The organism is Larkinella sp., assembly GCF_965227735.1.
Lineage (GTDB): Bacteria > Bacteroidota > Bacteroidia > Cytophagales > Spirosomataceae > Larkinella.
In genome coordinates, this window is the sequence record NZ_OZ245776.1 from 4551296 (window position 1) to 4577557 (window position 26262).

A 26262-nucleotide genomic window follows, 5' to 3' on the forward strand; every position below is an offset into this window, starting at 1 on the left:
CTGATTTTCTCTGATAAACTCTGTGTAATGGCTCTTTTACCACGTACGGGTTTTTAGATATTCCTGAATCTGCTCTTTCGGAACCGGCAATTCGCTCAGGTGGGCATTGAGCCATTGGGAGAAATCCTTTTCGATGACATCCGACCAGCGGGTGTCGATCTGGCCGGGCGTGTATTTCTGCTCCCGCAACCGCTGGTGGCCAAACATATCCCGCAAGCGGACAATTTCGGAGGTTTTAACCACTTTTTCGGCCAGATGAGGGGGAATGAAACTTACGCCCCCGTCGCGGCCCAGCACAATGTCGCCGGGTATCACCATCACTTTGCCGATCCGGGTCGGGCGGTTAATGCCCACCAAAGTCGTGTTCAGCTCGCCGTCGGCGTTGTTGAGGTGGTGGGAGGGGTGATAGCTGCGGAAGTAGGACGTAAAACCGCCGATTTCCTTCAGTCCGGCGATGTCGCGGACGGCCCCTTCGTAAACGATACCGTTACCGGTTTTGGCGTAGATCGAATTGCCGAGGTTGTCGCCGATGGTTGGGCCGTCTTCGTGCATATCGAACTGATCGACCACGTATACGTCGCCTTTGACGAGCATATCGATGGGCCAGGAATTTTGGGATTTAACGCGACCGTCTTTTTCGTGTCCTTTTTTATCCGTAACCCGCTGCACATCGGGTCGCCCGGGCATAAACGTGGCCGTGAGCGCACGACCCACCAGCACGCTGTCGGGATTGATGGTTTGCCAGCCACCGGCATATTGATACTTGTAGTTTTCGCCTTTCAGGGTGGCCCAGGCTTCTTCGTGGGTCACCAGTTTCATGCGCTTCAGAATGGCATCCGGCACTTTGGGCCGCCCGTCCGGAAAGCGTTCTCCTTTCCATTCCGGGGTGAGAAAGATCAGTTCTTCGCGGGAGATTTGTTGCCCGAACGATACCGTCGCCAGTCCGAACAGAACGAGCGATGCGATTAATAGAGATACCCGTTTCATCATGAAATTCAAGAACAGCTAATTGGTTTTGGAATTAAAGGAAAGAAGGCGAATGGCAAAAACATCTACCCTTTAGCCCGGATTGAATTTACCGGACACGGTATTCGGCGGTGGTTGTGCCAAAACCGTGTCCACCATGTCCGCAACCGAACAAATAGTGTCCGGCTTCGTACACTTTTAAAATTTTTCTAAAAAATAAGCACTGATTATCAGTATGTTAATTTGTTGGCATGGCAATTGGCATAGAGTAAGCAGAACAGTAACAACAACAGAAACAGAAACAACAACAACAACAACAACAAATACGAACAAGCCATGAAAGCATTATTTGGTACTTTGATCTGCACTGCGCTATTGAGCGCCAACCTCGCAACGGCCACGCCGAACACGCCCAAAAACCGTTCGTTTGAAACGAGCACATTTGTGACGAATCAAAACAAAATCTGGGTGGCCGTTGAAAAGTCCTCGTCGACACCGGTAACGGTCGTCCTGCGTAACAAGGACAATGACGTTTTCTTCAAACGGTTTATTGGCAAAAACGAGAGCAAATTTGCGGCAAAACTGGACGTCAGCGGTTTGGCAGACGGACAGTATGAACTGGAGTTTATCTCGTCGGAGGGAAGTGTAAAAAAGACGGTCAACATTGGAAAACCCGCGGTGGTGGAACCAACCCGGATGATTTCCATGAAATAAATGATTCTGTAGGATTAGTTTAGGTTAAGAAAGCGCAGGAAAGCTACTTCTGATTCGGAAGTAGCTTTTTTTTGGTTTATCGAAAACCGTAAATCTGATTAATTTTGCGGATGCAACAGCCGCGTACCATTTATACTCCTGCTTTTTTTCTTCTCTGCCTGAGTTCCTTTCTTTTTTTCGCCAGCTTCAACATGCTGATTCCCGAATTACCGGGTTATCTAACGGACCTGGGCGGGGCCGAATACAAAGGCTACATCATCAGCTTATTTACCATAACTGCCGGGTTATCAAGACCATTCAGCGGCCGGTTGACTGATACCATCGGCCGGGTGCCGGTGATGGCTTTCGGGTCGCTGGTCTGTTTTGTATGCGGTTTTTTGTACCCGCTGGTTCCGCTGGTCTGGTTCAACGGGGTGGCGGCTTTGCTGCTGTTGCGGCTGGTACACGGTTTTTCGACCGGATTCAAACCGACCGGCACCTCGGCATACGTGGCCGACATTGTTCCTGATGCACGGCGGGGCGAAGCGATGGGCGTTTTAGGCTTAAGCGGCAGCATCGGGATGGCATTCGGCCCGGCTTTGGGGAGTTGGCTGACATCGCTTTTGGGTCTGAATGCCCTGTTTTATACGTCTTCGGCGCTGGCGCTGCTTTCCATCATCATTTTGGTGAACATGAAGGAGACGCTGACCAATCGCGTGCCGTTTCGCTGGCGTTTGTTGCGGATTTCCCGTCGGGATGTATTCGAACCTGCGGTTTTTGCGCCATCGCTGGTCACTTTTCTCAACTCCTTCAGCTTTGGTGCGGTCATCACGCTGGCTCCCGACTTCAGCCAGGCGTTGAATGTGGGCAACAAGGGGTTATTTTTTACGGTTTTCACCATTTCCTCCCTGGCGATTCGCTTTCTGGCGGGTAAGATATCCGACGAATACGGGCGTCGTCCAGTATTGTGCCTGGCTTCCCTGATCATCACGGCGGCTATGGTTTTACTGGCCCTTAGCACCTCTACCACGTCATTTTTGCTCGCAGGCGTGGTATTTGGCATTTCGATGGGGATGTATTCGCCAACGGCGCAGGCCTGGACCGTTGATCTCAGCCATTCGGAAAATAGGGGGCGTGCGCTGGCAACCATGTACATTGCGCTGGAGGCCGGAATCGGGCTGGGCGCTTATCTTGCGGCTTTTCTTTATGACAACAAAACCGATCGGTTCCCGCTGGCTTTCTTCAGCATTGCCGTCTTTTCATCAGTTTCCTTTCTATTTCTTTTGGGGAAACCGAAAAAAAAATAAACAATTTTTGAGGGCTTGTGACTATGATTTTTGCAAAAAAGGCAGAATCAAGGGCTAAAAAACGGGTTTTAAGCTGTTGATCACCCAAACATAATTTTTCTGAACGATATTTTTAGTTGTATATTTGTAAGCGGTTTAGGGGAATAACATCCTGATTAGTAGGTAGAAATCCTAAAAGCAGAGAAATCTTCGCCACTCGGGCAGATTTACTCGTACAAATCTTTCATTCACAAGCGTCCAAACTGGCTTTTATATGCAAACAAATAATATTTCGTATAATGGCGTGAAAAAGAAATAGTTACTAATTTTTTTATAAATTTAATATAATGGTAAAAACTTGGAAAAATCTAAAAATCGTGGAATAAATTCCCGAATTAACAAAAAAATGACCCACCCATTTGTATAAATTCAGATAGAAAATTGATACTTTTGTAGTAGGCTTCGCGAAAAGTCTTCCGAAATTTTATTCTACCAAAACGTTTCAATTTGAAATTTTCGTTTTCTTTACACAAAAAACCAGTTTCAATTTAACCCTACAGTTAGTCTAATGAAAACACAATCTCCAACTCCAGCACCAGCTAAAGCAGCAGCTCCCAAGAAAAAGTCGAGCGGTCTGAACCCGGTGTTTGTCATTCCCATTTTGTTTGCCATCGCTTTGAGCACGTACATGTTTGTATTTGGCGATGCCAGTCACTTTCAAGGTGGAAATAACGAAAACCTACCGATCGACGGCGATTATTTTGGGATCATCTACAAAGGTGGTTCAATTGTACCTATTCTGTTTACCTGTTTCTTAATTGTGCTGGTTTTCTCAATTGAGCGTTTTATTACGATCGGTCGTGCCAATGGTTCCGGTTCAATCGACGAGTTTGTTCGGAAAGTGAAGGGTCAGCTTGACCGCAATGAAGTTGAAGCCGCTATCAAAGAGTGTGACCGTCAGAAAGGCTCTGTTGGAAACGTTGTGAAAACAGCACTGGTAAAATACCAGCAACTGAGAACCGACACAGAACTGACGAAAGAGCAAAAACTGGTTGCGCTTCAGAAAGAAGTTGAAGAAGCAACAACGCTTGAATTGCCGATGCTGGAGAAAAACCTGACCATCATTGCTACGCTGGCTTCGGTATCGACGCTGGTCGCCCTGTTGGGTACGGTATTGGGTATGATCCGCGCCTTTAGCGAATTGGGATCGACGGGTCAGCCGGATACGGCCGCTTTGTCAACGGGTATTTCAGAAGCCCTTGTCAACACGGCTTTGGGTATCGGTACGGCCGCTATCGCAACGATCATGTACAGCTACTTTACGAGCCGCATTGATGAATTGACTTACAACATCGATGAAATCGGTTTGAGCATTCAGCAAAACTTTGCCGCACACAATTAATTGGGGTTCGGTACCGTTTTTACATCACAAAAAACAATAAACTATGCCTATCGTTAAGCCTAAACGGTCGAGACCTCACATGGACATGACGGCGATGTGTGATGTAGCATTCCTTCTTCTGACCTTCTTTATTTTGACGGCTCAGATCCGCGTACAGGAGGCTGCTGAAATCAATCCGCCGACCTCGATTTCCGGTATAAAAGTTCCCGATACGGATATCATGACGATCAGTCTGGATAAAGAGGGGAAAGTGTTCTTTGGTATCGATGGGCAACCCAATCGGATTGCCATGCTCGAAAACATTGGAGAAACCTACGGGATTTCGTTCTCCGATCGGGAAAAGAAAGCGTTTTCTCTGCTGCCAAACTTCGGGATTCCGGTCAACCAATTGAAGTCGTTTTTATCGCTGAAATCAGATCAGCAGGCACAGGTGAAACAACCGGGCGTTCCGGTCGATTCAACGGCCAGCCTGCAAACGAACCAGTTGTCGCAATGGGTATTCAATGCCCGGAAAGCGAATAACAAACTGCGTATCGCTGTGAAAGGTGATAACCTGGCGAAATTTCCGAACTTCAAAAACGTGTTAAGTTCCCTGCAATCGCAAAACATTAACAAGTTTAACCTGATTACCGGGACTGAAGCTCCGCCGGCTGGCTGGACAAATGATTAATTATTAACCACAAACTCACGCGATTCATCGCCTTAGATTCATAATACAATGGCAGATATCGACGCTGGTGGGGGTGGTGGTGGTAAACATAAAGGTGGGAAAGTCCGCAGTAAAAAAGGGTCTACCCGGGTCGATATGACCCCGATGGTTGACTTGGGCTTTCTTCTCATTACGTTTTTCATTCTTGCTTCCACCTTAAGTAAACCGTCTTCGATGACACTAAACGTGCCTGACAAGACCGAGAAAGTTGAAACGGAGCCCATCAAGGCATCCAAGGTAATGACGATTTTCCTGGGGAAAGAAAACCAGATCCATTACATTTTCGGAAAAGCGGCTAACGAAAACCCGGAATTAAAAACGGTTCAGTTTGGTCCCGAAATTCGGAATGCACTTCAGGAAAACAAGCAAAAAATCGGAGAGAAAGACTTCGTCGTGGTGATCAAGCCAACCACAGAATCTACCTACAAAAATCTGGTGGACATGCTGGACGAAATGGCCATTACGAAGACGAAACGCTACGCATTAGTAGATCAGTTGACTCCGGATGAGAATAAGCTTATTGCCGACAAAATGAAGTAATGAACGGCTGTGAAGCCAACCCAATAATTATTTAATCGCCATGGCAGAAGTAACGACTAATCCTGCAACACTCGATGATATCGTGTTCGCAGATCGTAACAAGGCGTATGGTGCGTATGCATTACGGAAAGACTATTCCAGGACGGTTTACCGGGCTCTCATTATCGGGTCGGTACTGTTTCTTCTGGCAATGGCTACTCCTTCAATTATTTCTGTTCTGACTCCGAAAGAAGATGAGCAGGCAATGGTTGAAGTGGACCTGATGAAGTTACCACCTCCGCCGATTGACCCCAATGAGCCACCACCACCACCGCCACCACCGGTTGAATTGCCGAAGGTGAACACGGTGAAGTTTCTTCCTCCGGAAGTAAAACCGGATGAGGAAGTTCCTGAAGAAACTCCTCCGCCGACCGTGGAAGAGTTGAAAGAAGCCGTTGCGGCCGAAAAAACGCAGGAAGGTGACCCCAACGCCGAAGAGGTGATTGTGGCTCCGGAAGAAACCGCCGGTCCTACCAAAGTGGAAGCTGCCGTTGAAGCGGCTCCCAAAGAAGACCAAATCTTTACCGTTGTTGAACAAAATCCGGAATTTCCGGGTGGTATGGCTGCGCTTGGCCAGTTTCTGGGCAAGAACATTCGCTACCCACCCGCAGCCTCCCGGGCTAACATTTCAGGCCGGGTGTTCGTGAGCTTCGTCGTTAATACCGACGGAAGTATCCAGGATGTCACGGTTCTGAAAGGACTCGGGTTTGGTACGGATGAAGAAGCAATGCGCGTTGTGAAGGCCATGCCAAAATGGAGACCCGGTAAACAATCTGGTCGTCCGGTACGGGTAAAATACAACTTGCCGATCAACTTCCAGTTGGAGTAAGATTGCGAATGAAAGAAAAACCATCTGCCGATCTTTTCAGCCTGACTGTTACGGTGCTGATGGGATTGTTATACCTGGGAGGGGGCATCTACCTGATTGCCTCCTCCCAGTCTTTTGGACTGTTGCCCACCGGGATTTTTCGATATCTGTTGGCAGGCTTGCTAATCATTTATGGGCTGTTTAGAGCATACCGGGGCATACAACGTTGGCTTTAGTGATGAAGAATCTGATTACGATTGGAATAGGGCTTGCATTGACCGGCCTGATTTCCTGCTCAAAACCTCCGCCGGATAACCCGAGCCACGGAACGATCAATGTCACGGCTGATGAATCGCTGGAGCCGATGGTCGAGTCGATCTATAAGGCCTATGAAGGCGTTTATCCGGGGGCAAAATTCAACGTCGCATTCAAGCCCGAGCAGGAAGCTATAACGACGATGTTGCGGGACAGTGCCCGGCTGGTGTTTTCGACGCGGGAACTGAATGACAACGAGAAGTCCGTTTTTACGAAGGAAAAAATCAAATACAAATCGGAGTTTATTGCCACAGACGGTATCGCGCTGATCGTTGGCCGGGAAAATCAGGACAGCCTGATTACGATGCCGGAGTTGAATGCTATTTTCCAGGGAAAGATTACGCGCTGGGAACAACTGAAAACCGGGAGCCAGAAAGGACAAATTGTGCTGGTATTTGATAACAATAATTCCAGCAATCTGAACTTTGCCCTGAAGCAGTTTAACGTTTCTGATCTAAGCCGCATCAAAATTTTTACGGTAAAATCAAACAAACAGGTTATTGATTACGTTCGTAAGAATCCGACGGCATTGGGATTTATCGGCGTCAACTGGATTAGCGACGGCGATTCTCCTTTAGCGGCCGAGTTGTCAAAAAATCTGCGGGTGATGGGCGTGTCGGAGAAGGCAAATCCAAATTCAATCGACGATTTTTTCCAACCATTTCAAAAGAATTTAGGTTTAAAGTTATATCCCCTGCGTCGAAACGTATACGTGATCAGCCGTGAAGCCCATGCGGGTTTAGGTGGTGGACTGGTCAATTACATTGTTCGGGATGTGGGAAGCTTACTAATCGAAAAAAGTGGTCTTTGGCCTGCCAAACCGTATATTCGGGAGGTATATTTGGAAAAGAAATGAAAAATTTTCTGTTTCTGGCGCAATTGTATAATTTTGCATTTTGTTTTTTACTATAATAAACTATTTTTTCACCTATTTCTCAACCTGAAATTGGCATGAATTTCCAAAAGAAAGCTCTGTTGACAGTGGTAGCCGCCGGTTTGTTTGGCTCATTGCAAGCGGTTGCCCAAGACGCACAATCGGGAGTGAAGGATCTGGAAGCAGGCCGTTATACCAAGGCTCTCCAAACGTTTCAAAGTTTGGCAACCAGTGCTCCTTCTGCCGAAAACTTTTTCTATCTGGGATATGCTCAGTTGAAATCCGGTAATCCGGACGCGGCCAAACAAGCCTTTGAAAAAGGCGCGGCTGCCGATCCTAAAAACCAACTCAACAATGTGGGATTGGGTGCTGTTGCCCTGGCCAAGAAGGATCGCGCTACGGCGAAAACCCTGATTGACAATGCGCTGAAAGAAACCAAAAATAAGAATATCGATGTGTTGCTGCGCGCTGGTGAAGCCTACACGATGTTCAAAGATGCCGGTATGAATGATCCGGCCGAAGCACTCCGGATTCTGGCAATTGCGGACGAGCGGGACAAGAAGAACGAAAACGCCGATATTGAAATGGCGTTAGGCGATGCGTACTCACTCAAGAATGATGGCGGTAATGCGGTTACGAAGTACGAGAACGCCCTGTCGATCCGTCCAAACGATGCGGAAGCCAAATATAAAATCGGGAACACCTTCCTGCGTGGGAAAAACTACGCGGAAGCGCAAAAATTCTACGGTCAGGCGATTGAAGCTGACCCTGAATTTGCACCTACATACGAGGATTTAGCGGAAGCTTTTTTTGGGTCAAGGGCCTACAAAAATGCGTCCAAAAACATGGACCTGTACATTCAGAAGAGCCAGACTACGGATGTTGACAAACTGTTGCGTTCCGCTCAGTTCGACTTCCTGGCGGGTGATAACCTGAAAGCCATTCAAAAACTGGATCAGTTGAAAGGGAAAGTAAACAACCCGGTTATTCAACGGATTTATGGTTGGGCCTATTCAGGATCCGGCAAATATAATGAGGCTATTGAGTCATTGAATAACTTCATCAGCACTGCTCCTGACAAGGTGATCTACGATGACTATAAGTACTTGGGTCGGGCTTATGGGCAGTTGGGAACACCGGAAGGCGATTCATTGTCTATTGTGAATCTGGAAAAGGCAGCTCCACTGGATTCAACGGAAAACCTGTACCGGGAAATCGGAAAAAATCTGTATGGTGCTAAACGGTATGACCGCGCCATTACAGCTTACCAGAAGGCTATCGCGCTGGACACCGGGAAAGCAACAACGAACGACTATTTCCAATTGGGGATGGCAAACTATCTGCTCGGAAGCCGTGTAGGAAGAGACAGTACCATGATGATGGGTGGTGATACGGCAGCCATTCGTCAGGCAAAGGAGAAATTCTACGCTGCTGCTGACTCGGCGTTCCTGAAAGTAAATCAGATTACCCCTGATTGGTCACCCGGTTATTATTTCCGCGCTTCTGCTAATTATTTCAGCGATACCAAAGGGGCAATGGCGACCGGTGAGCCCGTACCGCTGTATGAAAAATATCTGGAGGTTTCCGACAAGGAAATCGCTGCCGATGCGGCTAAGAAAGAAGCCAACAAACGGTATATGATGACCGCCTATAAGTTTCTGTCGTCGTACTACGCTAACAAAAACGATGCCGTTAAATCGAAGGAATACTTGACGAAAGCTGCTGAGCTTGATCCGAACGATAAGGATGTGCAAAATGCACTGAATCCGCCGGCACCCCAGCCCGCTGCCAAACCGGCCGCCAAGCCAGCCGCTAAAAAGCCGGTGAAGGCTACGAAATAACCGGTAATAACGAATTATTGACGAAAAGAGGAACCCCCGAAAAGGTTCCTCTTTTTGTGCGTAGACACCTATTGATAAATACTTCGGCCGGAAAATGCTGTTTTCCTGCCAACAATTGTAATTTTGTGCGTAAACCTGCGTGTATCTTGCTATCACTCTATGCTTAACCTTGTACTATTTGGCCCGCCGGGTGCCGGAAAAGGCACACAAAGTGAAAAATTAATTGCCCAATATCAATTGGTGCATTTGTCAACCGGCGACCTGCTGCGCTCCGAAATACGGGGGGGCACGGAACTGGGCCTGCGAGCCAAGATGCTCATGGACCAGGGCATTCTGGTGCCTGATGAGGTCGTGATCGGAATGATTGAGAATAAGTTGAAAGAGAATCAGTCGGCGGCTGGCTTCATTTTTGATGGATTTCCCAGAACAGTTCCCCAGGCGGAAGCGCTTGATGAATTGTTGGCCCAGCACAATACCCAGATCAAGGTCATGGTGGCTCTGGTGGTGGATGAAGACGAACTGACCAAACGACTGCTGATTCGGGGGCAGTCGTCGGGACGTCCTGACGATCAGAACGAAGCATTGATCCATCGCAGGATTAAAGAGTACAATGATAAAACGGCACCTGTCGCCAGTTACTACGAGTCGCAAGGGAAGTTCAAGGCCATTGATGGAATCGGAAATATTGAAGAAATATTTCAGTCCATCTGTGCCGAAATTGAAACGGTCACTGCGAATGTTCGCCAGTAAAATACAAGCGATAGGCCTAAAACAGTAGCATGGCTTCATCAAATTTTATAGATTACGTAAAAATAAACATTCGATCCGGTGCAGGTGGTGCGGGTTCCATGCATTTTCGGCGGGAAAAACACGTCGATAAAGGCGGGCCCGATGGGGGCGATGGCGGTCGGGGTGGTCACATTATCCTGAAAGGAAGTTCGCAGCTCTGGACCCTGCTGCATCTGAAATACCAGAAACACATCAAGGCAAAACCCGGAAAAGGGGGCGAAGGAGGTCGGCGAACCGGAGCCGAAGGCGAAGACGTTATCATTGAGGTTCCGCTGGGAACCATAGCCCGTCATGCTGAAACCGGCGATCAAATGGCCGAAATTACGGAGGATGGTCAACAAATCATTCTTTTACCCGGCGGCCGGGGCGGTATGGGAAATACCCATTTTAAATCTGCGACCAAACAGGCCCCTGATTATGCCCAACCGGGCGAACCGGGGCTGGAAGAATGGGTCATTTTAGAATTGAAACTGCTCGCTGACGTTGGGTTGGTTGGGTTTCCAAATGCGGGTAAATCAACGTTGCTGTCCGTCCTGTCGGCGGCTAAACCCGAAATTGCAGACTATCCCTTTACAACCCTTGTCCCCCAGTTAGGGGTCGTTGCTTACCGGGATTACAAATCGTTTGTCATGGCTGATGTGCCGGGAATCATTGAAGGCGCATCACAGGGAAAAGGCCTGGGATTGCGTTTCCTGCGGCATATTGAACGGAACTCCATTCTGTTGTTCCTGGTACCGGCCACGAGTGAGGACTGCGGGGCTGAATATGAGACCTTGTTGAATGAATTACGGCAGTATAATCCTGAATTGCTTGATAAACAGCGCCTGTTGGCAATATCAAAATTAGATTTAATCGAGGATGCCGATCAGAATGCGATTTTGGATCGTTTACCGGCCGATATCCCGGCGGTGTTTATTTCGTCCGTCCGTCAGCAGGGATTGACTGAACTAAAGGATCTGATCTGGAAAGCGTTGACGCAAACTGAAAATTAAGTGTAACCAACCCGACAAGCGACCATCGCGATTGACACAATCGGACGCTCAGCTATGAATAAAATCCGGATTTTTACAACGTTATTGAACTTCCTTTTCTTCTTGCTTCCTGCGCTGGCTCTGGCGCAGATTCAAATTACGTTTCCGAAATCCAGAATGGTTTTTCAGCGGAATGGCGGTAACGAAGCGAGTCTCTGGATTGGCGGTTATTATTCCCAGCCCTTTACCCGCATTCAGGTTCGGGTCGAACCGATGGATGGCGGCACCCTGGTCGACTGGACTACGATTCAGGAAAACCCGAAAGGAGGAGCATTCTCCGGTTCTGTAACGGTAAAAGGCGGCTGGTATCGTTTGAAAGTCCGGGGTTTGCAGGGCGAACAATACATTGAAGGAGGAGGTGTTGAACGCATTGGCGTAGGGGAAGTGTTTGTCATTGCCGGACAATCAAACGCCCAGGGTATTGATAACTACGGAGGTCCGGGAGCGAGCAATGACCGGGTGAACTGTGTCAATTTTGGCTCCGGTACGGATCAGGTTCCGTTTGATCCGAATTTTCCCGACTTTTCGCACCTGGATGCGGGCAACCGAATTTTTCCGCGCGGGTATTCCGCCTGGTGCTGGGGACGTCTGGGCGACCGGCTGGTGGCGCGTTTGGGCGTACCGGTTTTATTCTTCAATGCGGGCTGGACCGGATCTTCTTCCAAAAACTGGCGCGAGAGCGCCGATGGCATTCAGACCACGGAAGAATATACCAACACCGAAAAATACCCCGTAGGACAACCGTACGGAAACCTCCGGACAGCCCTGAATTATTACGTTCAGACGCTGGGCGTCCGGGCCATCCTGTGGCACCAGGGCGAAGCCGATAATCAATTCAATCGTTCGTCCGATGACTATGCCGCGAACCTGACGAAAGTCATTCAGCGCAGCCGGGAACACAGTGGGAAGGATATTTCCTGGCTGGTTTGCCGGGCTTCCTATTCTGATGCCAATGGCATCGACGGAAGCATTCTGGCGGGGCAGGATAAAACGATTCAGAGCGCCGGTAATGTGTTTGCGGGGCCGAATACCGATGGCATCCAGATTCCGCGCGGAGCCGGTGCGCGTCGTGATGACGTGGGTGTACACTTCTTCGACAACGGGTTGATTCAATTTGCCGAAGCCTGGGATGCCAGCATGAACGATAACTTCTTCCAAAATTCCAAACCCCAGTCACCGGCCGCCGGGGTGAGTATTTCGGTGGCGTGTGGAGCGGCCAATACGTTAGCACTGCGGGTAGAAGGGGGATTTAGCTCGATTAACTGGAGTTCCGGTGGAAGTTCCCAAAGCATAACCGTTGGCAGCGGTCAGTATATGGCAACCGTCAAAGATGGACTGGGCAATACGCTTTTTTCGGCCCCTTACCAGGTTCCAAACCGCCCCACCATCACAACCAGCGGGCCAACGACGTTCTGCGAAGGGGGCAACCTGACCCTGACATCAAGCTACGACAACACGGCCTGGAGTAACAACACTACCGGGAAAAACATTACGGTTTCGACGGCGGGCAACTACCGGGCGGTTTACCGGGATGTTGGCAATTGCGAATTCACGTCGGATGAAGTCGCCGTGAAAGTGAATCCGCTACCCGCTGCGCCAACGGCCACAAACCTGGGACAGGCTCGTTTTTGCGATCGTTTGTCCACCACCCTCCAATCTACTGACGCACTGGTGTACAACTGGAGTACCGGTGAGAAAACGAAACAGATCGAAATCCGGAGAGGAGGCAACTATTCCCTGACCGTTACTGACCAAAACGGCTGTACTTCCCGGGAATCGAACCAGATTGCCATTATTGTCGATCCCCTGCCCAGCCGTCCCACGGTATCGGCCGGTGGCCCGACAACGTTTTGTGCGGATCAGAACGTAACCCTGACATCGACTGCCGAAGCGGGGTATGTCTGGGAAGGTGTGGCGAACCAGACCGCACGGAGTGTCACCATCAATCTGGCGGGTAATTACCTGGTCAGAACCCGTAACATCTACGGGTGTCTTTCGGATCCATCCAACACGATTTCGATTCGGGTTAACCCGCTGCCAGCACCACCGACGCTGACGGCCAGCGGCTCCACTACGTTCTGCGATGGCGAGCGCGTGACCCTGACGGCCAGCGGAGTACTGAAAGCCTTCTGGAACGTTGGCGATTCGACCCAGAGCATCGTGGCTACCCAATCCAATACGTATACCGCCCGCGTCCGCGACGCGAATGGTTGCTTCTCTCCGCCGTCGGCGGGTCTGCTTGTCGATGTGAAACCCGTACCGACAGTCCCGATTCTGAAGCAAATCGGAACCTATACACTGGAAGCCGCCGGAACCCGGCAGGGCGATTATTACCGGTGGGAGCGGGACAATGCCGTGGTGGAACCCCGGACCGCCATCATCAAGGCCAACCAGACCGGTTCCTACCGCGCCCGGGCTTTTCTGGCCTACGACAATGGGCTGGTCTGCGCATCCGATTTTTCGGCACCCATTGCCTTTACGCTTATTATCGACAATGATGGATTGAGCATTTATCCGAACCCCAGCCCCAACAAGGAAATTACCATTGAAACGCTGGAAGATATTACCAACGCAACGGTTACCTTAGCGACCCTGAGTGGACAGGTCGTATGGCAGGGAACCGTAGCCAGCTTTAACGAACGTAAGACCTGGAATCTGTCAACCGTTCCTGCGGGACATTATGTTCTGGTGGTTCGTTCGGCCACTTTCAACGTGTCGAAACGCCTGTTGATTGGTTTATAAGAAGTTAATTCAGAAAACCGCCCCGTGAAATGCGTTTCGCGGGGCGGTTTTGTTTTCCCGGAAAAAAGCCGAATCTTTGTTAGCAGACAACGGAAAATAACGCCGTTCTCTTTCGTTTTGCCAGGTTAACTACACAAGAATCCGATAACTGACGATTAAGCGCGACTGCATTGAGAACGATTACTTGTTGACGAATGAAATCCACCGTATTTACCCGAGTGCTTGGCATGGCGGGATTTTTGCTTTTTTGGTACCCTGCCGTTGCCCAGCTGAAAATAACCTATCCTTCGAGTCGCGCGGTTTTTCAGCGTGATCAGAGTGATAACAGTACGATTTACGTGGCAGGCACCTACGCCCAGCCGATTACGAAAGTGGAAGCCCGGCTGGTAAAAATGAACGACGGGCAAGGCATCGACACCGAATGGCAAACCATTCAGACCGATCCGAAAGGCGGTATCTTTCAGGGCCCGCTCAAAGGAAGGGGCGGCTGGTACCGGCTGGAAGCCCGCGCCTGGCAGGGAAATACGCTGGTGGGGCAGGATAATGTCGTTCGGATCGGAATTGGCGAAGTCTTCATCATTACCGGGCAGTCGAACGCCCAGGGCTTTCAGCAGCGGGGAGCCGAAGGGGCCACCGACGACCGGGTCAACTGCATCACCTACGATAACTCAGTTGCCAGCTCCCTCGAAAATCCGCCTTCGCCCAGCTTCCGGCAATTGGGTGCCGACGCCCTCGTGGGGCCGCGGGGCCAGAGTGCCTGGTGCTGGGGTCAGCTAGGCGATCTGATTTCCCGAAAATACAACGTCCCGGTTTTGTTCATCAACACCGCCTGGGCCGGAACCGCCATTCAGAACTGGATTGAAAGCTTCGACGGCGGAACGTCGAAAAATGTGTATATCGACCAGAATTTTCCGGCCGGAATGCCCTACGGAAATTTATTGATTTCGTTGCGGTATTTCAGTTCACTCCAGGGCCTTCGGGCCGTTTTGTGGCAGCAGGGCGAGACTGATAATCACCTGCGACTCCAGCAGGAACAATACCGGCTTTGGATGCAGTTGCTAATCAATAAAACCCGGGCCGACACCCGGCGCTATCCCTCCTGGATGCTGGCTCGGTCGTCCTACAACCTCGGCCGTGTTGACCCCGGAATCATTGCCGCTCAGAATCAGGTAATTGGTACCTTCAATAACAATGTTTTTGCCGGACCGGAAACCGACCGCATTCAGATTCCGCGTTTTGATGCCGTCAACAACGACGGTGGGACGCACTTCGGTGGCGACGGCCTTCGCCAGTATGCCGAAGCCTGGTTTGCCAGCATGGACGAGCGGTTTTTTACCGGAGCCATTCCCTTGCTGCCGTTGCCGACTCCGGAACTGACCGTTGCCTGTGCCTCCACCAATCAGGGGATTAATCTGAGCCTGCAGTCGGAAGTCCGGGACCGGGACAATACCCCATTCAAACTCACGAATGTAACCTGGAGCAACGGACAGAAAGGAAGCACCTTGGCCGTCACAGCCCCCGGAACCTATTATGCCATTGCCAAAGACGACGGTGGAACCACCTTTATTTCTCCCTCGGTGACCATAGCCGCTCCGTTGGTGCCGGTCGCTCCAACCATCACCCAGTCGGGAACACAGCAGGCTTGCGCCGATTCAACATTCACGTTTTCAACCGATAGCCCCGTTGCCAACAGCATCGTCTGGAGCACCAATGCCACAACCCGGCAACTGACCGTCGGAACGGCGGGTTCCTACACGGCCCGGGCCGTTAATCTCTATGGCTGCACCTCAGCGGTTTCTGCGCCTGCCAGCCTGATCATTCAGCCGAAGCAGGCCCCGCCCACCATTGCACAGCGGGGGCCGTTCTCATTGCAGGCTTTTCCGCCCGCGGGGGCTGCCGCAGCCCGGCGGCAATATGACTGGAGAACCGGCGGGAACGTGGTCGGTGGTAATTCCGATATTATAAAAGTTACGCAAAACGGAGAATATTCGGCCCGCTCCAAAACCACATTTACCGTCGGCAGCAGTTCGCTGGTGTGTTATTCCCTGTATTCAAACAACGTCAGCTACATCGGTAACGATAATGCCAGTACCGGGATCATTGCATTTCCCAACCCGTCGGCCGACGGTATTGTCCGGCTGGAAATCAAGGAAAACATCACCAATGCCAACGTAACGGTCTCAACCCTAAGCGGTCAGGTGATTTATACAACGCTGGTGCCGGTTTTTGATAACCAACTGGCCATCAATCTGTCAACGTATTCGCCGGGGAATTACATCATTCGGGTGAAAGCCGACGGCTATAAGGCCACCCGGCGGGTTTGGATCAAGTAACCAACGAAACCGAAACAAAGCGGGTCTTTCATTCCGGTGGAAGACCCGCTTTGTGTTGATAAATCCGCGCTTATGTGGTAAATTTGAAAGATAATTTCGTGTTTGAAATATCGCTAACTTGCGGTGCTTTCTGCAACCTCGTATGGACACAACCTATTTGCCTTCAGATTACCTGCCGATTTTTATCCAATTGGGATTGGCGCTGGGATTTATTGTTACCACGATGTTTGTCACGCACAACATCGGACCCAAGCGGAACAGCCAGAAAAAAGACGCTGCATTTGAGTGCGGAATCCCCTCCGAAGGTGACGCCCGGACCCCGATCTCCATCAAGTACTTCCTGATTGCCATCCTTTTTGTACTTTTTGATGTGGAAGTGATCTTTATGTATCCCTGGGCCGTCAATTTCAAAAGCCTGGGCATGGCGGGATTTCTGGAAATGATTCTCTTTATGGGATTGCTGCTGTCCGGCTTCTATTACATCCTGAAAAAAGGCGTATTGAAGTGGGAGTAAACTGAAATGCAGTATAAAATGTTAATTTGTTGTTATCAACAAACAACCAACACAGCATGGCAAGTGACATCAAGATAGCCGAAGCCCCCGCCAGTTACGAAGGCCCCGGTTTTCAGGCAACTTCATTTGATAAAATAATTGGTCTGGCCCGCGCGAATTCGCTGTGGCCTTTGCCGTTTGCAACCTCCTGTTGTGGCATCGAGTTTATGTCGACCATGGCATCGCGTTATGACATTGCCCGGTTTGGAGCCGAACGCCCGAGCTTTTCGCCCCGTCAGGCCGATGTCCTGCTGGTGGCCGGAACAATTGCCAAAAAGATGGCTCCGGTTCTGAAGCAGGTGTATCTGCAAATGGCTGAACCCCGCTGGGTGATCGCCATCGGCGCTTGTGCGTCGAGTGGCGGTATTTTTGACACTTATAGCGTTTTGCAGGGCATTGACCGCATCATTCCGGTCGATGTGTATGTGCCGGGCTGTCCGCCCCGCCCGGAACAGATTCTGGATGGGTTGATGCAAGTGCAACAGTTATCGATCAACGAATCCCTGCGCCGGCGAAATTCACCGGAGTATCAGCATCTGCTGGAATCGTATAATATTCAATGATTGAATGGGTATACGGTTTTAATGGCTAAATGGTTTTTAATGGTTAAATGGTTATCTGAAAATTTGTAACCATTTTAACCATTTAGCAATTTAACCAGTCAACCATCAGAACCATTCAGCAATTTGATGATCAATTTTCATGACTAACGAAGAAGTTGCTAAAGACCTGATCCGCCAGTTTGGAGAAGACGTTTACGATTTTGATGATCCGTACGGCATGCTCACGTTGTCGACCACGCGGGAGCAGATCATTCCGATGCTTCAATACCTGAATGCTCATCCGATTTATCAGATTAGTTTTCTGACCACCTTGTGCGGTATTCATTACCCGGACGATCCGAATCCGGAGCGCGAGTTTTGTGTCGTCTATCAACTTCACAGCCTGGTCAATAACTTCCGGATTCGCATCAAGGTTTTTCTGGCCGAAGCCGATTTGCACATTCCGACGGCCACGACGGTTTACCTGAGTGCCAACTGGATGGAACGCGAAACCTACGATTTCTTCGGCGTCATTTTCGACGGTCATCCGAAACTGACCCGGATTCTGAACATGGAAGACATGGATTACTTTCCGATGCGGAAACAATACCCGCTCGAAGATCCGACGCGCGAAGACAAGATTGATGCACTTTTTGGAAGATAAGGTGGCTTCAATGGTTGAATGGTTTTAATGGTTAAAGGGTTGACTGAAATCGTGATCGTTTAACCATCTAACCCTTTTGAACCATCAAAGCCATCCAGCCCTAATTCAAAGTTTCATGAGCACTGTACTTGATATATCGAATAAAAACGCAGCGGGGAGTGATTTACCGGCTAAACCCGAAGAATCGGTTCAGTACGTCAACGAATTAACGACTCTGAACCTTGGTCCGACGCACCCGGCCACGCACGGTATTTTCCAGAACATCCTGCAAATGGATGGCGAAAAGATCGTGTCGGGCGAGCAGACGATTGGCTACATTCACCGGGCGTTCGAAAAAATTGCCGAACGGCGGCCATTCTACCAGATTACCACGCTGACCGACCGGATGAACTACTGTTCGTCGCCGATCAACAATTTTGGCTGGCACATGACGGTCGAAAAGTTGCTGGGCGTGACGGTGCCGAAGCGGGCGGAATACATTCGCGTGATCATGATGGAACTGGCCCGAATTGCCGATCACCTGATCTGTAACGGGATTCTGGGCGTGGATACGGGCGCTTTTACCGGTTTTCTGTATCTGTTCGAAGAACGCGAAAACATCTACGAAATCTACGAAGAAGTCTGCGGAGCACGTCTGACCACCAACATGGGCCGGATTGGCGGCATGGAACGCGATCTGTCGCCGGAAGCCATTCGTAAAATCCGGGCGTTTATCAAGCGGTTTCCGCCGATCATGCGCGAGTTTGAGAAACTGTTCAACCGCAACCGGATTTTCATGGATCGTATCATCGACGTGGGCGGGATTACGGCCGAACGCGCGCTGAACTACGGTTTTACCGGACCCAACCTGCGGGCTGCCGGGGTCGATTACGACGTTCGGGTCATGAATCCGTATTCATCCTACCAGGATTTTGAATTTGATATTCCGGTTGGCAAGAGTGGCGACACCTACGACCGGTTTATGGTGCGGAACGAGGAAATCTGGCAGAGTCTGCGGATTGTGGAGCAGGCGCTTGAAAACCTGCCCGAAGGACCGTATTTCGCCGATGCGCCGGAGTATTACCTGCCGCCGAAGAAAGAAGTATACCGCAACATGGAAGCCCTCATTTATCACTTCAAAATTGTGATGGGTGAAATCGATGCGCCGGTGGGCGAGGTTTATCATGCCGTTGAAGGCGGCAATGGAGAACTCGGTTTTTACCTGATCAGCGACGGAGGCCGGGCGCCCTATCGTTTGCACTTCCGTCGGCCCTCGTTCATTTACTACCAGGCCTATCCGGAAATGTGTGTGGGAACGACCTTGTCGGATGCCATTGTGATTATGAGTAGCCTGAACGTTATTGCGGGCGAATTGGATTCGTAAAACCCGGTTAAAGGGGAAAGGAGGGATTATGAAACCCGACTGGCAGGATTTAGTCATAACGTCTCACCTGGATACAGTTGAAACCATTCGGAAACTTATCGAAGATAAGGAGTATGAAGAAGCCATGGAAGGGTTGGATGAACTGTACGAAAATATGTCGAATGCTGACAAACGGGCCTTGGAAAGTCAGCTTGTTCGGCTGATGGTTCATATCTTAAAATGGCGTTATCAACCCCAAAAACGGTCAACCAGTTGGGTACGAACGATTGTCAATGCCCGGAGAGAAATTCAAAAACTCCAGAAATACATGCCGTCTTTGAACGCGCAGTTTATTGAGAATAGTTGGCAGGAAAATTTTAAGGACGCAACTGAAGAAGCCAAGGCCGAAATGAACCTGTCGCGTAAAGATAAATTTGAACCTGCTCCATTAACGTGGCAGGAAGTTTTTGAAGATGAATACCTGCTGTAAACCGATATGACGGAAACGCAAAATACCGTAGAATTTACCCCTGAGCGTCTGAAAATAGCGCAGGAAATGATTGACCGTTACCCGGCTGAACGCCAGAAATCGGCACTGTTGCCGCTCTTGCACCTGGCGCAGGAACAATGGGGCTGGCTGAGTCCGGAAGTGATGGATTACGTCGGCCGGATGCTGTCCATTCAGGCGATTGAAGTGTATGAAGTCGCTACGTTCTACACCATGTTCCACCTGGACCCGGTTGGAAAACACGTCATTGAATACTGCCGGACGGGGCCTTGCTGCCTGATGGGCGGGGAAGAAATCTACGATTATCTGAAACAGAAGCTCGGTATTCAGGCGGGCGAAACCACCGCCGATCAAAAGTTTACCCTGAAAGAAGTCGAATGTCTGGCCGCTTGTGGGATGGGACCGGTTTTTCAAATTCGGGAACAATACTACATGAACCTGACGCGGGATAAAGTCGATGAAATCATTGCCGAATTGAGCCGATAAAATACCAGTACACACATCAACCTTAAATTCAACGAAGAACAATTACGCATGGAAAGCAAGTTGAAAGATAAGCTTCGTCGGTTGTACCGGATGGTTAAGTTCCGGATGAAAAATTCACCGCTTGATTTTGAGGAAGATACACTGCCCTGGATTGATCGATCCGATGCCAACATCGACGCTTTTGTCAAGACTTTTAAAACGCCGAAAGATTTTCCCTACGATTTAGCCAAACTACTGCGCGACTGGCGTGATAACGGCTACGTCATTCTGGAAAAGGCCATACCGCCCCAGTGGCTCGACAATCTGTGGCAGGAAGTGGAAGAGGTGGTTGAAAACAACGAAAAGTATTCCGTCAAATCGTTGGTGTACCAGTTCAACGATGGAAAGGAAACGCCCGTGAAGGAAGTTCCCAAAGAAAAACTGAGAGGCATCGGGTCGCGCTTGCTGGAATACCACAACAGTTCGATTGGGGCCAAGAAAGTGATGACGCACCCCCATCTGGCCACGTTTCTGGAAGCTGTTTTTAACGAAAAAACGACGGTTTTTCAGAGTCTGATTTTTAAATACGGGAGTCAGCAGGGGACGCACCAGGATTATCCCTGGGTGCGCTCGAAGATCGCCAGCCACCTGGCAGCCGCCTGGATTCCGCTCGAAGACGTCAGCCCCGACTCGGGTCCGCTGGTATATTACCCGGGTTCGCACCGCCTGCCCAAATTCGATTTCGGCACCGGAATTCTGTTTAGTGAACAGGACTCCTTCTACACGCCCGACGAATTCACGAACTACCTCAATAAGACGTGTGCGAAAAACGGCATTAAAGGTACCATATTGCTCTTGAAAAAGGGAGACGTCCTGCTCTGGCACGGTGCCCTGGCGCACGGTGGCAGCCGGATTAATAAACCGGAACTGACGCGGAAATCGTTTGTTTGTCACTATTCGACCCTGCGTTCGTATCCGAAACACCGTTTTGAAGAAGGGGAGAAATCCATCGCCCAACTTCACAACGGTATTACAATTTATGCAAACCCAACCAATCTGGCCGAAGAGGATGTGATGACGGCCGGAAAAGAATGGAACTAAGTGTCTGGAGATTCACGGTTATATTTTAACCCGTTATTGAGATAAAGCTATGGGCAAAAAGATTCTGCTCGAACATATTGACGTTCCCGGCATCGAAACCTACGATGTATACCGGAAACAGGGCGGCTATACGGCGGTTGAAAAAGCCATCAAAACCATGAGCCCGGAGGGCGTCGTGGAAGAAGTGAAGAAAGCCGGTATTCGCGGTCGGGGTGGTGCGGGTTTCCCGATGGGGATGAAATGGAGTTTTCTGGCCAAGCCGGAAGGCGTACCCCGCTACCTGGTGTGCAACGCCGATGAATCGGAGCCGGGTACGTTCAAGGACCACTACCTGATGAAGAACATTCCGCACCTGCTCATCGAAGGCATGATCGTTTCCAGTTACGCACTGGGCGCGAACAAGTCGTTCATTTATGTGCGGGGCGAGCTGATGTACGTGATTCGCATTCTTGAAAAAGCGATTGCCGAAGCAAAAGCAGCCGGTTTTCTGGGTAAAAATATTCTGGGTTCGGGCTATGATCTCGAACTGGTCGTTCACCCGGGAGGAGGAGCCTATATTTGTGGCGAAGAAACCGCCCTGCTGGAGTCGCTGGAAGGTAAACGGGGCAACCCGCGCAACAAACCGCCTTTTCCGGCCGTCAAAGGCTTGTATCAGTGTCCGACGGTGGTCAACAACGTCGAATCCATTGCGACAGCAGCCTGGATCATCAACAATGGCGGGGATGCTTACGCAGCCATTGGCATTGGCCGCAGCTCCGGAACCAAACTGATCTCGGCTTCCGGACACATCAAAAAACCGGGGGTTTACGAAATCGAACTGGGCGTTCCGGTCGAAGAGTTTCTCTATTCTGACGAATGGTGTGGCGGCATTCGCGACGGCCATCATCTGAAAGCGCTCGTGGCCGGTGGTTCGTCGGTACCGATCCTGCCCGCTAACCTGATTACGAAACTGGCCAACGGCGAACCACGTCTGATGACCTACGAATCGTTGTCGGACGGCGGTTTTCAGACGGGTACGATGCTGGGTTCGGGCGGTTTCATCGTGTTTGACGAAACGGCCTGTGTCGTTCGCAATACGTGGAATTTTTCCCGGTTCTACCACCACGAGTCCTGCGGGCAATGTAGTCCCTGCCGCGAAGGAACCGGTTGGATGGAAAAAGTGCTGCACCGGATCGAACACGGTCACGGCAGCATGCACGACATCGATTTGCTGGTCGATGTGGCTAAAAAAATTGAAGGAAATACCATTTGTCCGTTGGGCGACGCAGCGGCCTGGCCGGTCGCGAGCGCCATTCGCCATTTCCGCGACGAGTTCGAGTGGCACATCACGCACCCCACTGAAGCCACGCAACCGGGTGCGGTGTTCAAGGGCGAAATGGCGCTGGTGTAATTAATAAGAAGATGGAAGAGTTAGAAGCACTCCGGAAGATGATTGAGGAGCACGACTATTCGAGCGCGCTGGCTCTCATCGACGAAATGGATGAAATAGCTAAGGACGACAAAATAGTTAAAATAGAAAGTTTTCTGGTCGTACTTTTAGTGCATATCATCAAACAGCAAGCTGAAAAAAGAACGACAAGCTCTTGGGAGCGTTCGATTGACCATGCCTTATTTAGTGTTATCAAATCAAATAAACGGCGCAGTGCAGGTGGGTATTATTTGAAACCTGAAGAGTTGCAGGCGGCTATTGATGAAGTATTCTCTTATGCTTTAAAAGAAGCCGCAGGAGAAGCTTTTGGCGGAGCATTTTCTCCTAAACAGCTTCTCGACATGATTAATTCTGAGCAGATCAAGGCTGAAGTCCTGAATAAAATTTTAAATTACGAGTTACCGTAATTCATGGAAGATATAAAACCGCAGTTAGTCAAAGTTACCATCGACGGAATCGAAGTCGAGGTAGAACCGGGAACGACGATTTTGCAGGCGGCCCGGAAAATCGGTGGCAATGTGGCCCCGCCGGCCATGTGTTACTATCAGCCCCTGAAAGGCAGTGGCGGCAAGTGCCGGGCGTGTCTGGTGCGGGTAGCGGCTGGCTCGGCGAAAGATCCGCGTCCGATGCCCAAACTGGTCGCGTCGTGCATCACGCCCGTACAGGACGGCATGATCGTTGAAAACTCGACCAACGAGCAGGTGCTGACCACCCGGAAAGCCATCGTTGAGTTTCTGCTCATCAACCACCCGCTCGATTGCCCGGTTTGTGACCAGGCCGGTGAGTGCGATCTGCAGAACTTCGCTTTCAACCACGGCATGGCAACCACCCGCTACGAGGAAGAACGCCGGACGTTTGAAAAGCAGGACATTGGGCCCTACATCCAGTTGCACATGACGCGTTGCATTTTGTGCTACCGCTGTGTATACACCGCCGACCAGATCACGCAGAAACGCGTGCATGGCGTGTTAGGCCGGGGCGATGCCTCCGAAATCAGTACGTACATCGAGAAAGCGGTCGATAATGATTTCTCGGGAAACGTTATCGATGTTTGCCCGGTGGGCGCGTTGACGGATAAAACCTACCGCTTCAAAAACCGGGTCTGGTTTACCAAACCGGTCGATGCCCACCGCGATTGCCCGACCTGTTCCGGCAAAACCACGGTTTGGTACCGGGGCGATGAGGTGATCCGGGTAACGGCCCGCAAAAACGAGTGGAACGAGGTCACTGAATTCATCTGCAACACCTGCCGTTTCGAGAAAAAGAAAACCAGCGACTGGGTCATCGAAGGGCCGACAAAAATATCGCGCAGTTCGGTCATTTCGGCCAACAAATACCGGGGCGATGTGATCAAGCCGGATTTCCAGCGGAAACTGGCCGCGGCTACGTACACCCACGTCGACGACGAACGGGATACCTCGCAGTTGGGCATTCAGCAATTGCCGCCGGAGCGGTTTGCCCCGGTTTTGCCCCACGCCAACGACCCTGAACCTTGAAAAGGTTAATTGACCATCGTCAATCGTCAATGGCCAATCGTCTCATTTCTTAAACATATGGAACTGACTGAACTCATTATCAAAGGTATTCTCATCGTGGTTCTCTTCGGAGTGACCTTGCTGATTGCCATGTATTCGACCTGGGCAGAACGGAAGGTAGCCGGTTTTATTCAGGATCGTTTTGGACCTCACCGGGCGGGACCGGGTGGTATTTTTCAACCGCTGGCCGATGCCGGGAAAATGTTTTTTAAGGAAGATTTTATTCCGTCACAGGCCAACAAGTGGCTTTTTATTCTGGGTCCCTGTCTGGCTATTCTGACGGCTTTGATGTCGAGTGCGGTTATTCCGTTTGGCGAAAGCATCCGCTATGAAGACTTGCTGATCCCGGTTCAGGGCGTCGAAATCAACATCGGCATTCTGTACGTGTTCGGCGTCGTGTCATTGGGCGTCTACGGGTTGATGGTGGGCGGATGGGCCTCGAATAACAAGTTTTCGTTATTGGGTGCCATTCGGGCGGCTTCGCAGAACATCAGCTACGAAATCGGGTTTGGTCTGTCCATCATTGCCATCCTGATGATGACGGGGTCGCTGTCAATTCGGGCCATTGTGGAACAGCAGCACGGTTTTGCCTGGAACCTCTTTAACCAGCCACTGGGATTCATTATTTTCCTGACCTGTGCGTTTGCTGAGTGTAACCGGACACCCTTCGATTTGCCGGAGTGCGAAACAGAGCTGGTGGGCGGTTATCACACCGAGTACAGTTCCATGAAACTGGGTTTCTACCTGTTCGCCGAATACATCAACATGTTCGTTTCGTCGGCCATTATTGCATCGCTGTATTTTGGCGGCTACAATTATCCCGGTATGGACTGGGTACGCGAAACCCTGACGGGGTCGTTGGGGGCGGCAACCGGCCACAACCTGGCAACGCTTGTCGGAACCATCGTGCTGTTCGGCAAGATTTTCTTCTTCATTTTCTTCTTCATGTGGGTGCGCTGGACGTTGCCGCGTTTCCGCTATGATCAGTTGATGAACCTGGGCTGGAAAACCTTCATTCCGCTCTCTATTCTGAATGTTGTCGTAACCGGTTTCGGCCTGTTATTCGATGTTAAATACGCCAGTTGGGCCATTGTCATCGTGATGGTGATCATGGCGATGGTATCGTCGGCCCGCGCCCCGAAACCCGTCGTTCAACCGCAACGAACCTGATAACGCACTGATAGTTATGCAACTAACCAATCGATCCAAAGAGGTCAGCAACAAGGAAATGACGATGGCGGAGAAGATGTATCTTCCGGCGATCGTTCAGGGACTGGCCATCACGATAAAACACTTCTTTGCCAAGAAAGTGACCATTCCGTATCCGGAAGTGAAACGGTACTTAGGGCCGGTTTTTCGCGGACACCACATTCTGAAACGCGACGAAGAGGGGCGGGAGCGTTGTACGGCCTGTGGGCTGTGCGCCGTGGCCTGTCCGGCCGAAGCCATCTCAATGGTGGCTGCCGAGCGTAAAAAAGGCGAAGAAAACCTGTACCGGGAAGAAAAGTACGCAGCGGTTTATGAGATCAACATGCTGCGTTGCATCTTCTGCGGATTGTGCGAAGAAGCCTGCCCGAAACAGGCGGTTTATCTGCGCCACGACAAACTGGTGCCGATTTTCACCGAACGCGATCAGGTCGTTTATGGCAAAGAAGAACTGGTTGAGAAGATGAGCGACCGGTATATCCGCACCAACCCGGATGCGCAGGCAACTCCCACCGAACCGTCGTTTTCGCGATCCGTCTCGTAAAATTG

25 protein-coding genes are annotated in these 26262 nt (G+C 50.4%); 24 read left to right on the plus strand and 1 reads right to left on the minus strand.

Going from position 1 to position 26262, the window contains the following annotated elements; all coding sequences use genetic code 11:
- Nucleotides 1-36 precede the first annotated feature (36 nt).
- Nucleotides 37-987 carry an RraA family protein gene (locus ACO064_RS17835; RefSeq protein ID WP_421831035.1) on the minus strand — a complete coding sequence of 317 codons (951 nt, stop codon included), beginning with the start codon at nucleotides 985-987 and terminating at the stop codon, nucleotides 37-39.
- Nucleotides 988-1302: 315 nt separating this feature from the next.
- On the opposite strand from ACO064_RS17835, the gene ACO064_RS17840 reads away from it, so the two are divergent.
- The 24 genes from ACO064_RS17840 (at nucleotide 1303) to ACO064_RS17955 (ending at nucleotide 26257) form a co-directional block, all read left to right on the plus strand.
- Nucleotides 1303-1680 carry a hypothetical protein gene (locus ACO064_RS17840; RefSeq protein ID WP_138994959.1) on the plus strand — a complete coding sequence of 126 codons (378 nt, stop codon included), beginning with the start codon at nucleotides 1303-1305 and terminating at the stop codon, nucleotides 1678-1680.
- A 110-nt stretch (nucleotides 1681-1790) separates the two neighbouring features.
- Nucleotides 1791-2966, plus strand: coding sequence for an MFS transporter (locus ACO064_RS17845; protein ID WP_421828596.1), 1176 nt, complete (start codon nucleotides 1791-1793; stop codon nucleotides 2964-2966).
- A gap of 547 nt (nucleotides 2967-3513) precedes the next feature.
- The gene (locus ACO064_RS17850; RefSeq protein ID WP_138994957.1) at nucleotides 3514-4347 is read left to right on the plus strand and encodes a MotA/TolQ/ExbB proton channel family protein; all 834 of its coding nucleotides are present in this window, start codon (nucleotides 3514-3516) and stop codon (nucleotides 4345-4347) included.
- Between the two features lie 43 nt (nucleotides 4348-4390).
- On the plus strand, nucleotides 4391-5017 hold the full coding sequence (locus ACO064_RS17855; RefSeq protein ID WP_138994956.1) for an ExbD/TolR family protein: 627 nt from the start codon (nucleotides 4391-4393) through the stop codon (nucleotides 5015-5017).
- A 48-nt stretch (nucleotides 5018-5065) separates the two neighbouring features.
- On the plus strand, nucleotides 5066-5596 hold the full coding sequence (locus ACO064_RS17860) for an ExbD/TolR family protein (RefSeq protein ID WP_421828597.1): 531 nt from the start codon (nucleotides 5066-5068) through the stop codon (nucleotides 5594-5596).
- A gap of 40 nt (nucleotides 5597-5636) precedes the next feature.
- Nucleotides 5637-6464 carry an energy transducer TonB gene (locus ACO064_RS17865; RefSeq protein ID WP_114404319.1) on the plus strand — a complete coding sequence of 276 codons (828 nt, stop codon included), beginning with the start codon at nucleotides 5637-5639 and terminating at the stop codon, nucleotides 6462-6464.
- Nucleotides 6465-6681: 217 nt separating this feature from the next.
- Nucleotides 6682-7614 (plus strand): PstS family phosphate ABC transporter substrate-binding protein, encoded by a 933-nt coding sequence (locus tag ACO064_RS17870; RefSeq protein ID WP_421828598.1) that lies wholly within the window; start codon nucleotides 6682-6684, stop codon nucleotides 7612-7614.
- Between the two features lie 95 nt (nucleotides 7615-7709).
- Entirely contained in the window at nucleotides 7710-9473 is a 1764-nt protein-coding gene (locus ACO064_RS17875) for a tetratricopeptide repeat protein (protein ID WP_421828599.1), read from the plus strand.
- 159 nt (nucleotides 9474-9632) lie between these two features.
- The gene (locus tag ACO064_RS17880; RefSeq protein ID WP_421828600.1) at nucleotides 9633-10223 is read left to right on the plus strand and encodes an adenylate kinase; all 591 of its coding nucleotides are present in this window, start codon (nucleotides 9633-9635) and stop codon (nucleotides 10221-10223) included.
- Nucleotides 10224-10252: 29 nt separating this feature from the next.
- The gene (gene obgE, locus ACO064_RS17885; protein ID WP_421828601.1) at nucleotides 10253-11254 is read left to right on the plus strand and encodes a GTPase ObgE; all 1002 of its coding nucleotides are present in this window, start codon (nucleotides 10253-10255) and stop codon (nucleotides 11252-11254) included.
- Between the two features lie 102 nt (nucleotides 11255-11356).
- Nucleotides 11357-14035: a T9SS type A sorting domain-containing protein gene (locus ACO064_RS17890; RefSeq protein WP_421828602.1), complete on the plus strand. Its 2679-nt coding sequence runs from the start codon at nucleotides 11357-11359 to the stop codon at nucleotides 14033-14035.
- Nucleotides 14036-14373: 338 nt separating this feature from the next.
- The gene (locus ACO064_RS17895) at nucleotides 14374-16368 is read left to right on the plus strand and encodes a sialate O-acetylesterase (protein ID WP_421828603.1); all 1995 of its coding nucleotides are present in this window, start codon (nucleotides 14374-14376) and stop codon (nucleotides 16366-16368) included.
- A gap of 142 nt (nucleotides 16369-16510) precedes the next feature.
- Nucleotides 16511-16882: an NADH-quinone oxidoreductase subunit A gene (locus tag ACO064_RS17900; RefSeq protein WP_114404312.1), complete on the plus strand. Its 372-nt coding sequence runs from the start codon at nucleotides 16511-16513 to the stop codon at nucleotides 16880-16882.
- A gap of 56 nt (nucleotides 16883-16938) precedes the next feature.
- Nucleotides 16939-17484, plus strand: a complete 546-nt coding sequence (locus ACO064_RS17905; RefSeq protein WP_114404311.1) for an NADH-quinone oxidoreductase subunit B — start codon at nucleotides 16939-16941, stop codon at nucleotides 17482-17484.
- 139 nt (nucleotides 17485-17623) lie between these two features.
- Nucleotides 17624-18127, plus strand: a complete 504-nt coding sequence (locus ACO064_RS17910) for an NADH-quinone oxidoreductase subunit C (protein ID WP_421828604.1) — start codon at nucleotides 17624-17626, stop codon at nucleotides 18125-18127.
- Between the two features lie 115 nt (nucleotides 18128-18242).
- Nucleotides 18243-19490 carry an NADH dehydrogenase (quinone) subunit D gene (nuoD, locus tag ACO064_RS17915; protein ID WP_421828605.1) on the plus strand — a complete coding sequence of 416 codons (1248 nt, stop codon included), beginning with the start codon at nucleotides 18243-18245 and terminating at the stop codon, nucleotides 19488-19490.
- Nucleotides 19491-19518: 28 nt separating this feature from the next.
- Nucleotides 19519-19959 carry a DUF29 domain-containing protein gene (locus ACO064_RS17920; protein ID WP_421828606.1) on the plus strand — a complete coding sequence of 147 codons (441 nt, stop codon included), beginning with the start codon at nucleotides 19519-19521 and terminating at the stop codon, nucleotides 19957-19959.
- Nucleotides 19960-19965: 6 nt separating this feature from the next.
- Nucleotides 19966-20463, plus strand: a complete 498-nt coding sequence (gene nuoE / locus ACO064_RS17925; protein WP_138994947.1) for a complex I 24 kDa subunit family protein — start codon at nucleotides 19966-19968, stop codon at nucleotides 20461-20463.
- A gap of 48 nt (nucleotides 20464-20511) precedes the next feature.
- On the plus strand, nucleotides 20512-21543 hold the full coding sequence (locus ACO064_RS17930; protein WP_421828607.1) for a phytanoyl-CoA dioxygenase family protein: 1032 nt from the start codon (nucleotides 20512-20514) through the stop codon (nucleotides 21541-21543).
- Nucleotides 21544-21592: 49 nt separating this feature from the next.
- Entirely contained in the window at nucleotides 21593-22933 is a 1341-nt protein-coding gene (gene nuoF, locus ACO064_RS17935) for an NADH-quinone oxidoreductase subunit NuoF (protein ID WP_421828608.1), read from the plus strand.
- 11 nt (nucleotides 22934-22944) lie between these two features.
- Nucleotides 22945-23379: a DUF29 family protein gene (locus ACO064_RS17940; protein WP_421828609.1), complete on the plus strand. Its 435-nt coding sequence runs from the start codon at nucleotides 22945-22947 to the stop codon at nucleotides 23377-23379.
- Between the two features lie 3 nt (nucleotides 23380-23382).
- Entirely contained in the window at nucleotides 23383-24468 is a 1086-nt protein-coding gene (locus tag ACO064_RS17945) for a 2Fe-2S iron-sulfur cluster-binding protein (protein WP_421828610.1), read from the plus strand.
- Nucleotides 24469-24525: 57 nt separating this feature from the next.
- Nucleotides 24526-25677: an NADH-quinone oxidoreductase subunit NuoH gene (gene nuoH, locus ACO064_RS17950; RefSeq protein ID WP_421828611.1), complete on the plus strand. Its 1152-nt coding sequence runs from the start codon at nucleotides 24526-24528 to the stop codon at nucleotides 25675-25677.
- Nucleotides 25678-25693: 16 nt separating this feature from the next.
- Nucleotides 25694-26257: a NuoI/complex I 23 kDa subunit family protein gene (locus ACO064_RS17955; protein WP_114404301.1), complete on the plus strand. Its 564-nt coding sequence runs from the start codon at nucleotides 25694-25696 to the stop codon at nucleotides 26255-26257.
- Nucleotides 26258-26262 lie beyond the last annotated feature (5 nt).

Coding starts and splice junctions, on each gene's coding strand:
- ACO064_RS17880 (WP_421828600.1), top strand. CDS start 9,633: ATGCTTAACCTTGTACTATTTGGCCCGCCGGGTGCCGGAAAAGGCACA.
- ACO064_RS17900 (WP_114404312.1), top strand. CDS start 16,511: ATGGACACAACCTATTTGCCTTCAGATTACCTGCCGATTTTTATCCAA.
- nuoD (WP_421828605.1), top strand. CDS start 18,243: ATGAGCACTGTACTTGATATATCGAATAAAAACGCAGCGGGGAGTGAT.
- ACO064_RS17905 (WP_114404311.1), top strand. CDS start 16,939: ATGGCAAGTGACATCAAGATAGCCGAAGCCCCCGCCAGTTACGAAGGC.
- nuoF (WP_421828608.1), top strand. CDS start 21,593: ATGGGCAAAAAGATTCTGCTCGAACATATTGACGTTCCCGGCATCGAA.
- ACO064_RS17855 (WP_138994956.1), top strand. CDS start 4,391: ATGCCTATCGTTAAGCCTAAACGGTCGAGACCTCACATGGACATGACG.
- nuoE (WP_138994947.1), top strand. CDS start 19,966: ATGACGGAAACGCAAAATACCGTAGAATTTACCCCTGAGCGTCTGAAA.
- ACO064_RS17940 (WP_421828609.1), top strand. CDS start 22,945: ATGGAAGAGTTAGAAGCACTCCGGAAGATGATTGAGGAGCACGACTAT.
- ACO064_RS17835 (WP_421831035.1), bottom strand. CDS start 987: ATGAAACGGGTATCTCTATTAATCGCATCGCTCGTTCTGTTCGGACTG.
- ACO064_RS17955 (WP_114404301.1), top strand. CDS start 25,694: ATGCAACTAACCAATCGATCCAAAGAGGTCAGCAACAAGGAAATGACG.
- ACO064_RS17860 (WP_421828597.1), top strand. CDS start 5,066: ATGGCAGATATCGACGCTGGTGGGGGTGGTGGTGGTAAACATAAAGGT.
- ACO064_RS17870 (WP_421828598.1), top strand. CDS start 6,682: ATGAAGAATCTGATTACGATTGGAATAGGGCTTGCATTGACCGGCCTG.
- ACO064_RS17920 (WP_421828606.1), top strand. CDS start 19,519: ATGAAACCCGACTGGCAGGATTTAGTCATAACGTCTCACCTGGATACA.
- nuoH (WP_421828611.1), top strand. CDS start 24,526: ATGGAACTGACTGAACTCATTATCAAAGGTATTCTCATCGTGGTTCTC.
- ACO064_RS17945 (WP_421828610.1), top strand. CDS start 23,383: ATGGAAGATATAAAACCGCAGTTAGTCAAAGTTACCATCGACGGAATC.
- ACO064_RS17930 (WP_421828607.1), top strand. CDS start 20,512: ATGGAAAGCAAGTTGAAAGATAAGCTTCGTCGGTTGTACCGGATGGTT.
- ACO064_RS17845 (WP_421828596.1), top strand. CDS start 1,791: ATGCAACAGCCGCGTACCATTTATACTCCTGCTTTTTTTCTTCTCTGC.
- ACO064_RS17850 (WP_138994957.1), top strand. CDS start 3,514: ATGAAAACACAATCTCCAACTCCAGCACCAGCTAAAGCAGCAGCTCCC.
- ACO064_RS17865 (WP_114404319.1), top strand. CDS start 5,637: ATGGCAGAAGTAACGACTAATCCTGCAACACTCGATGATATCGTGTTC.
- ACO064_RS17910 (WP_421828604.1), top strand. CDS start 17,624: ATGACTAACGAAGAAGTTGCTAAAGACCTGATCCGCCAGTTTGGAGAA.
- obgE (WP_421828601.1), top strand. CDS start 10,253: ATGGCTTCATCAAATTTTATAGATTACGTAAAAATAAACATTCGATCC.
- ACO064_RS17840 (WP_138994959.1), top strand. CDS start 1,303: ATGAAAGCATTATTTGGTACTTTGATCTGCACTGCGCTATTGAGCGCC.
- ACO064_RS17875 (WP_421828599.1), top strand. CDS start 7,710: ATGAATTTCCAAAAGAAAGCTCTGTTGACAGTGGTAGCCGCCGGTTTG.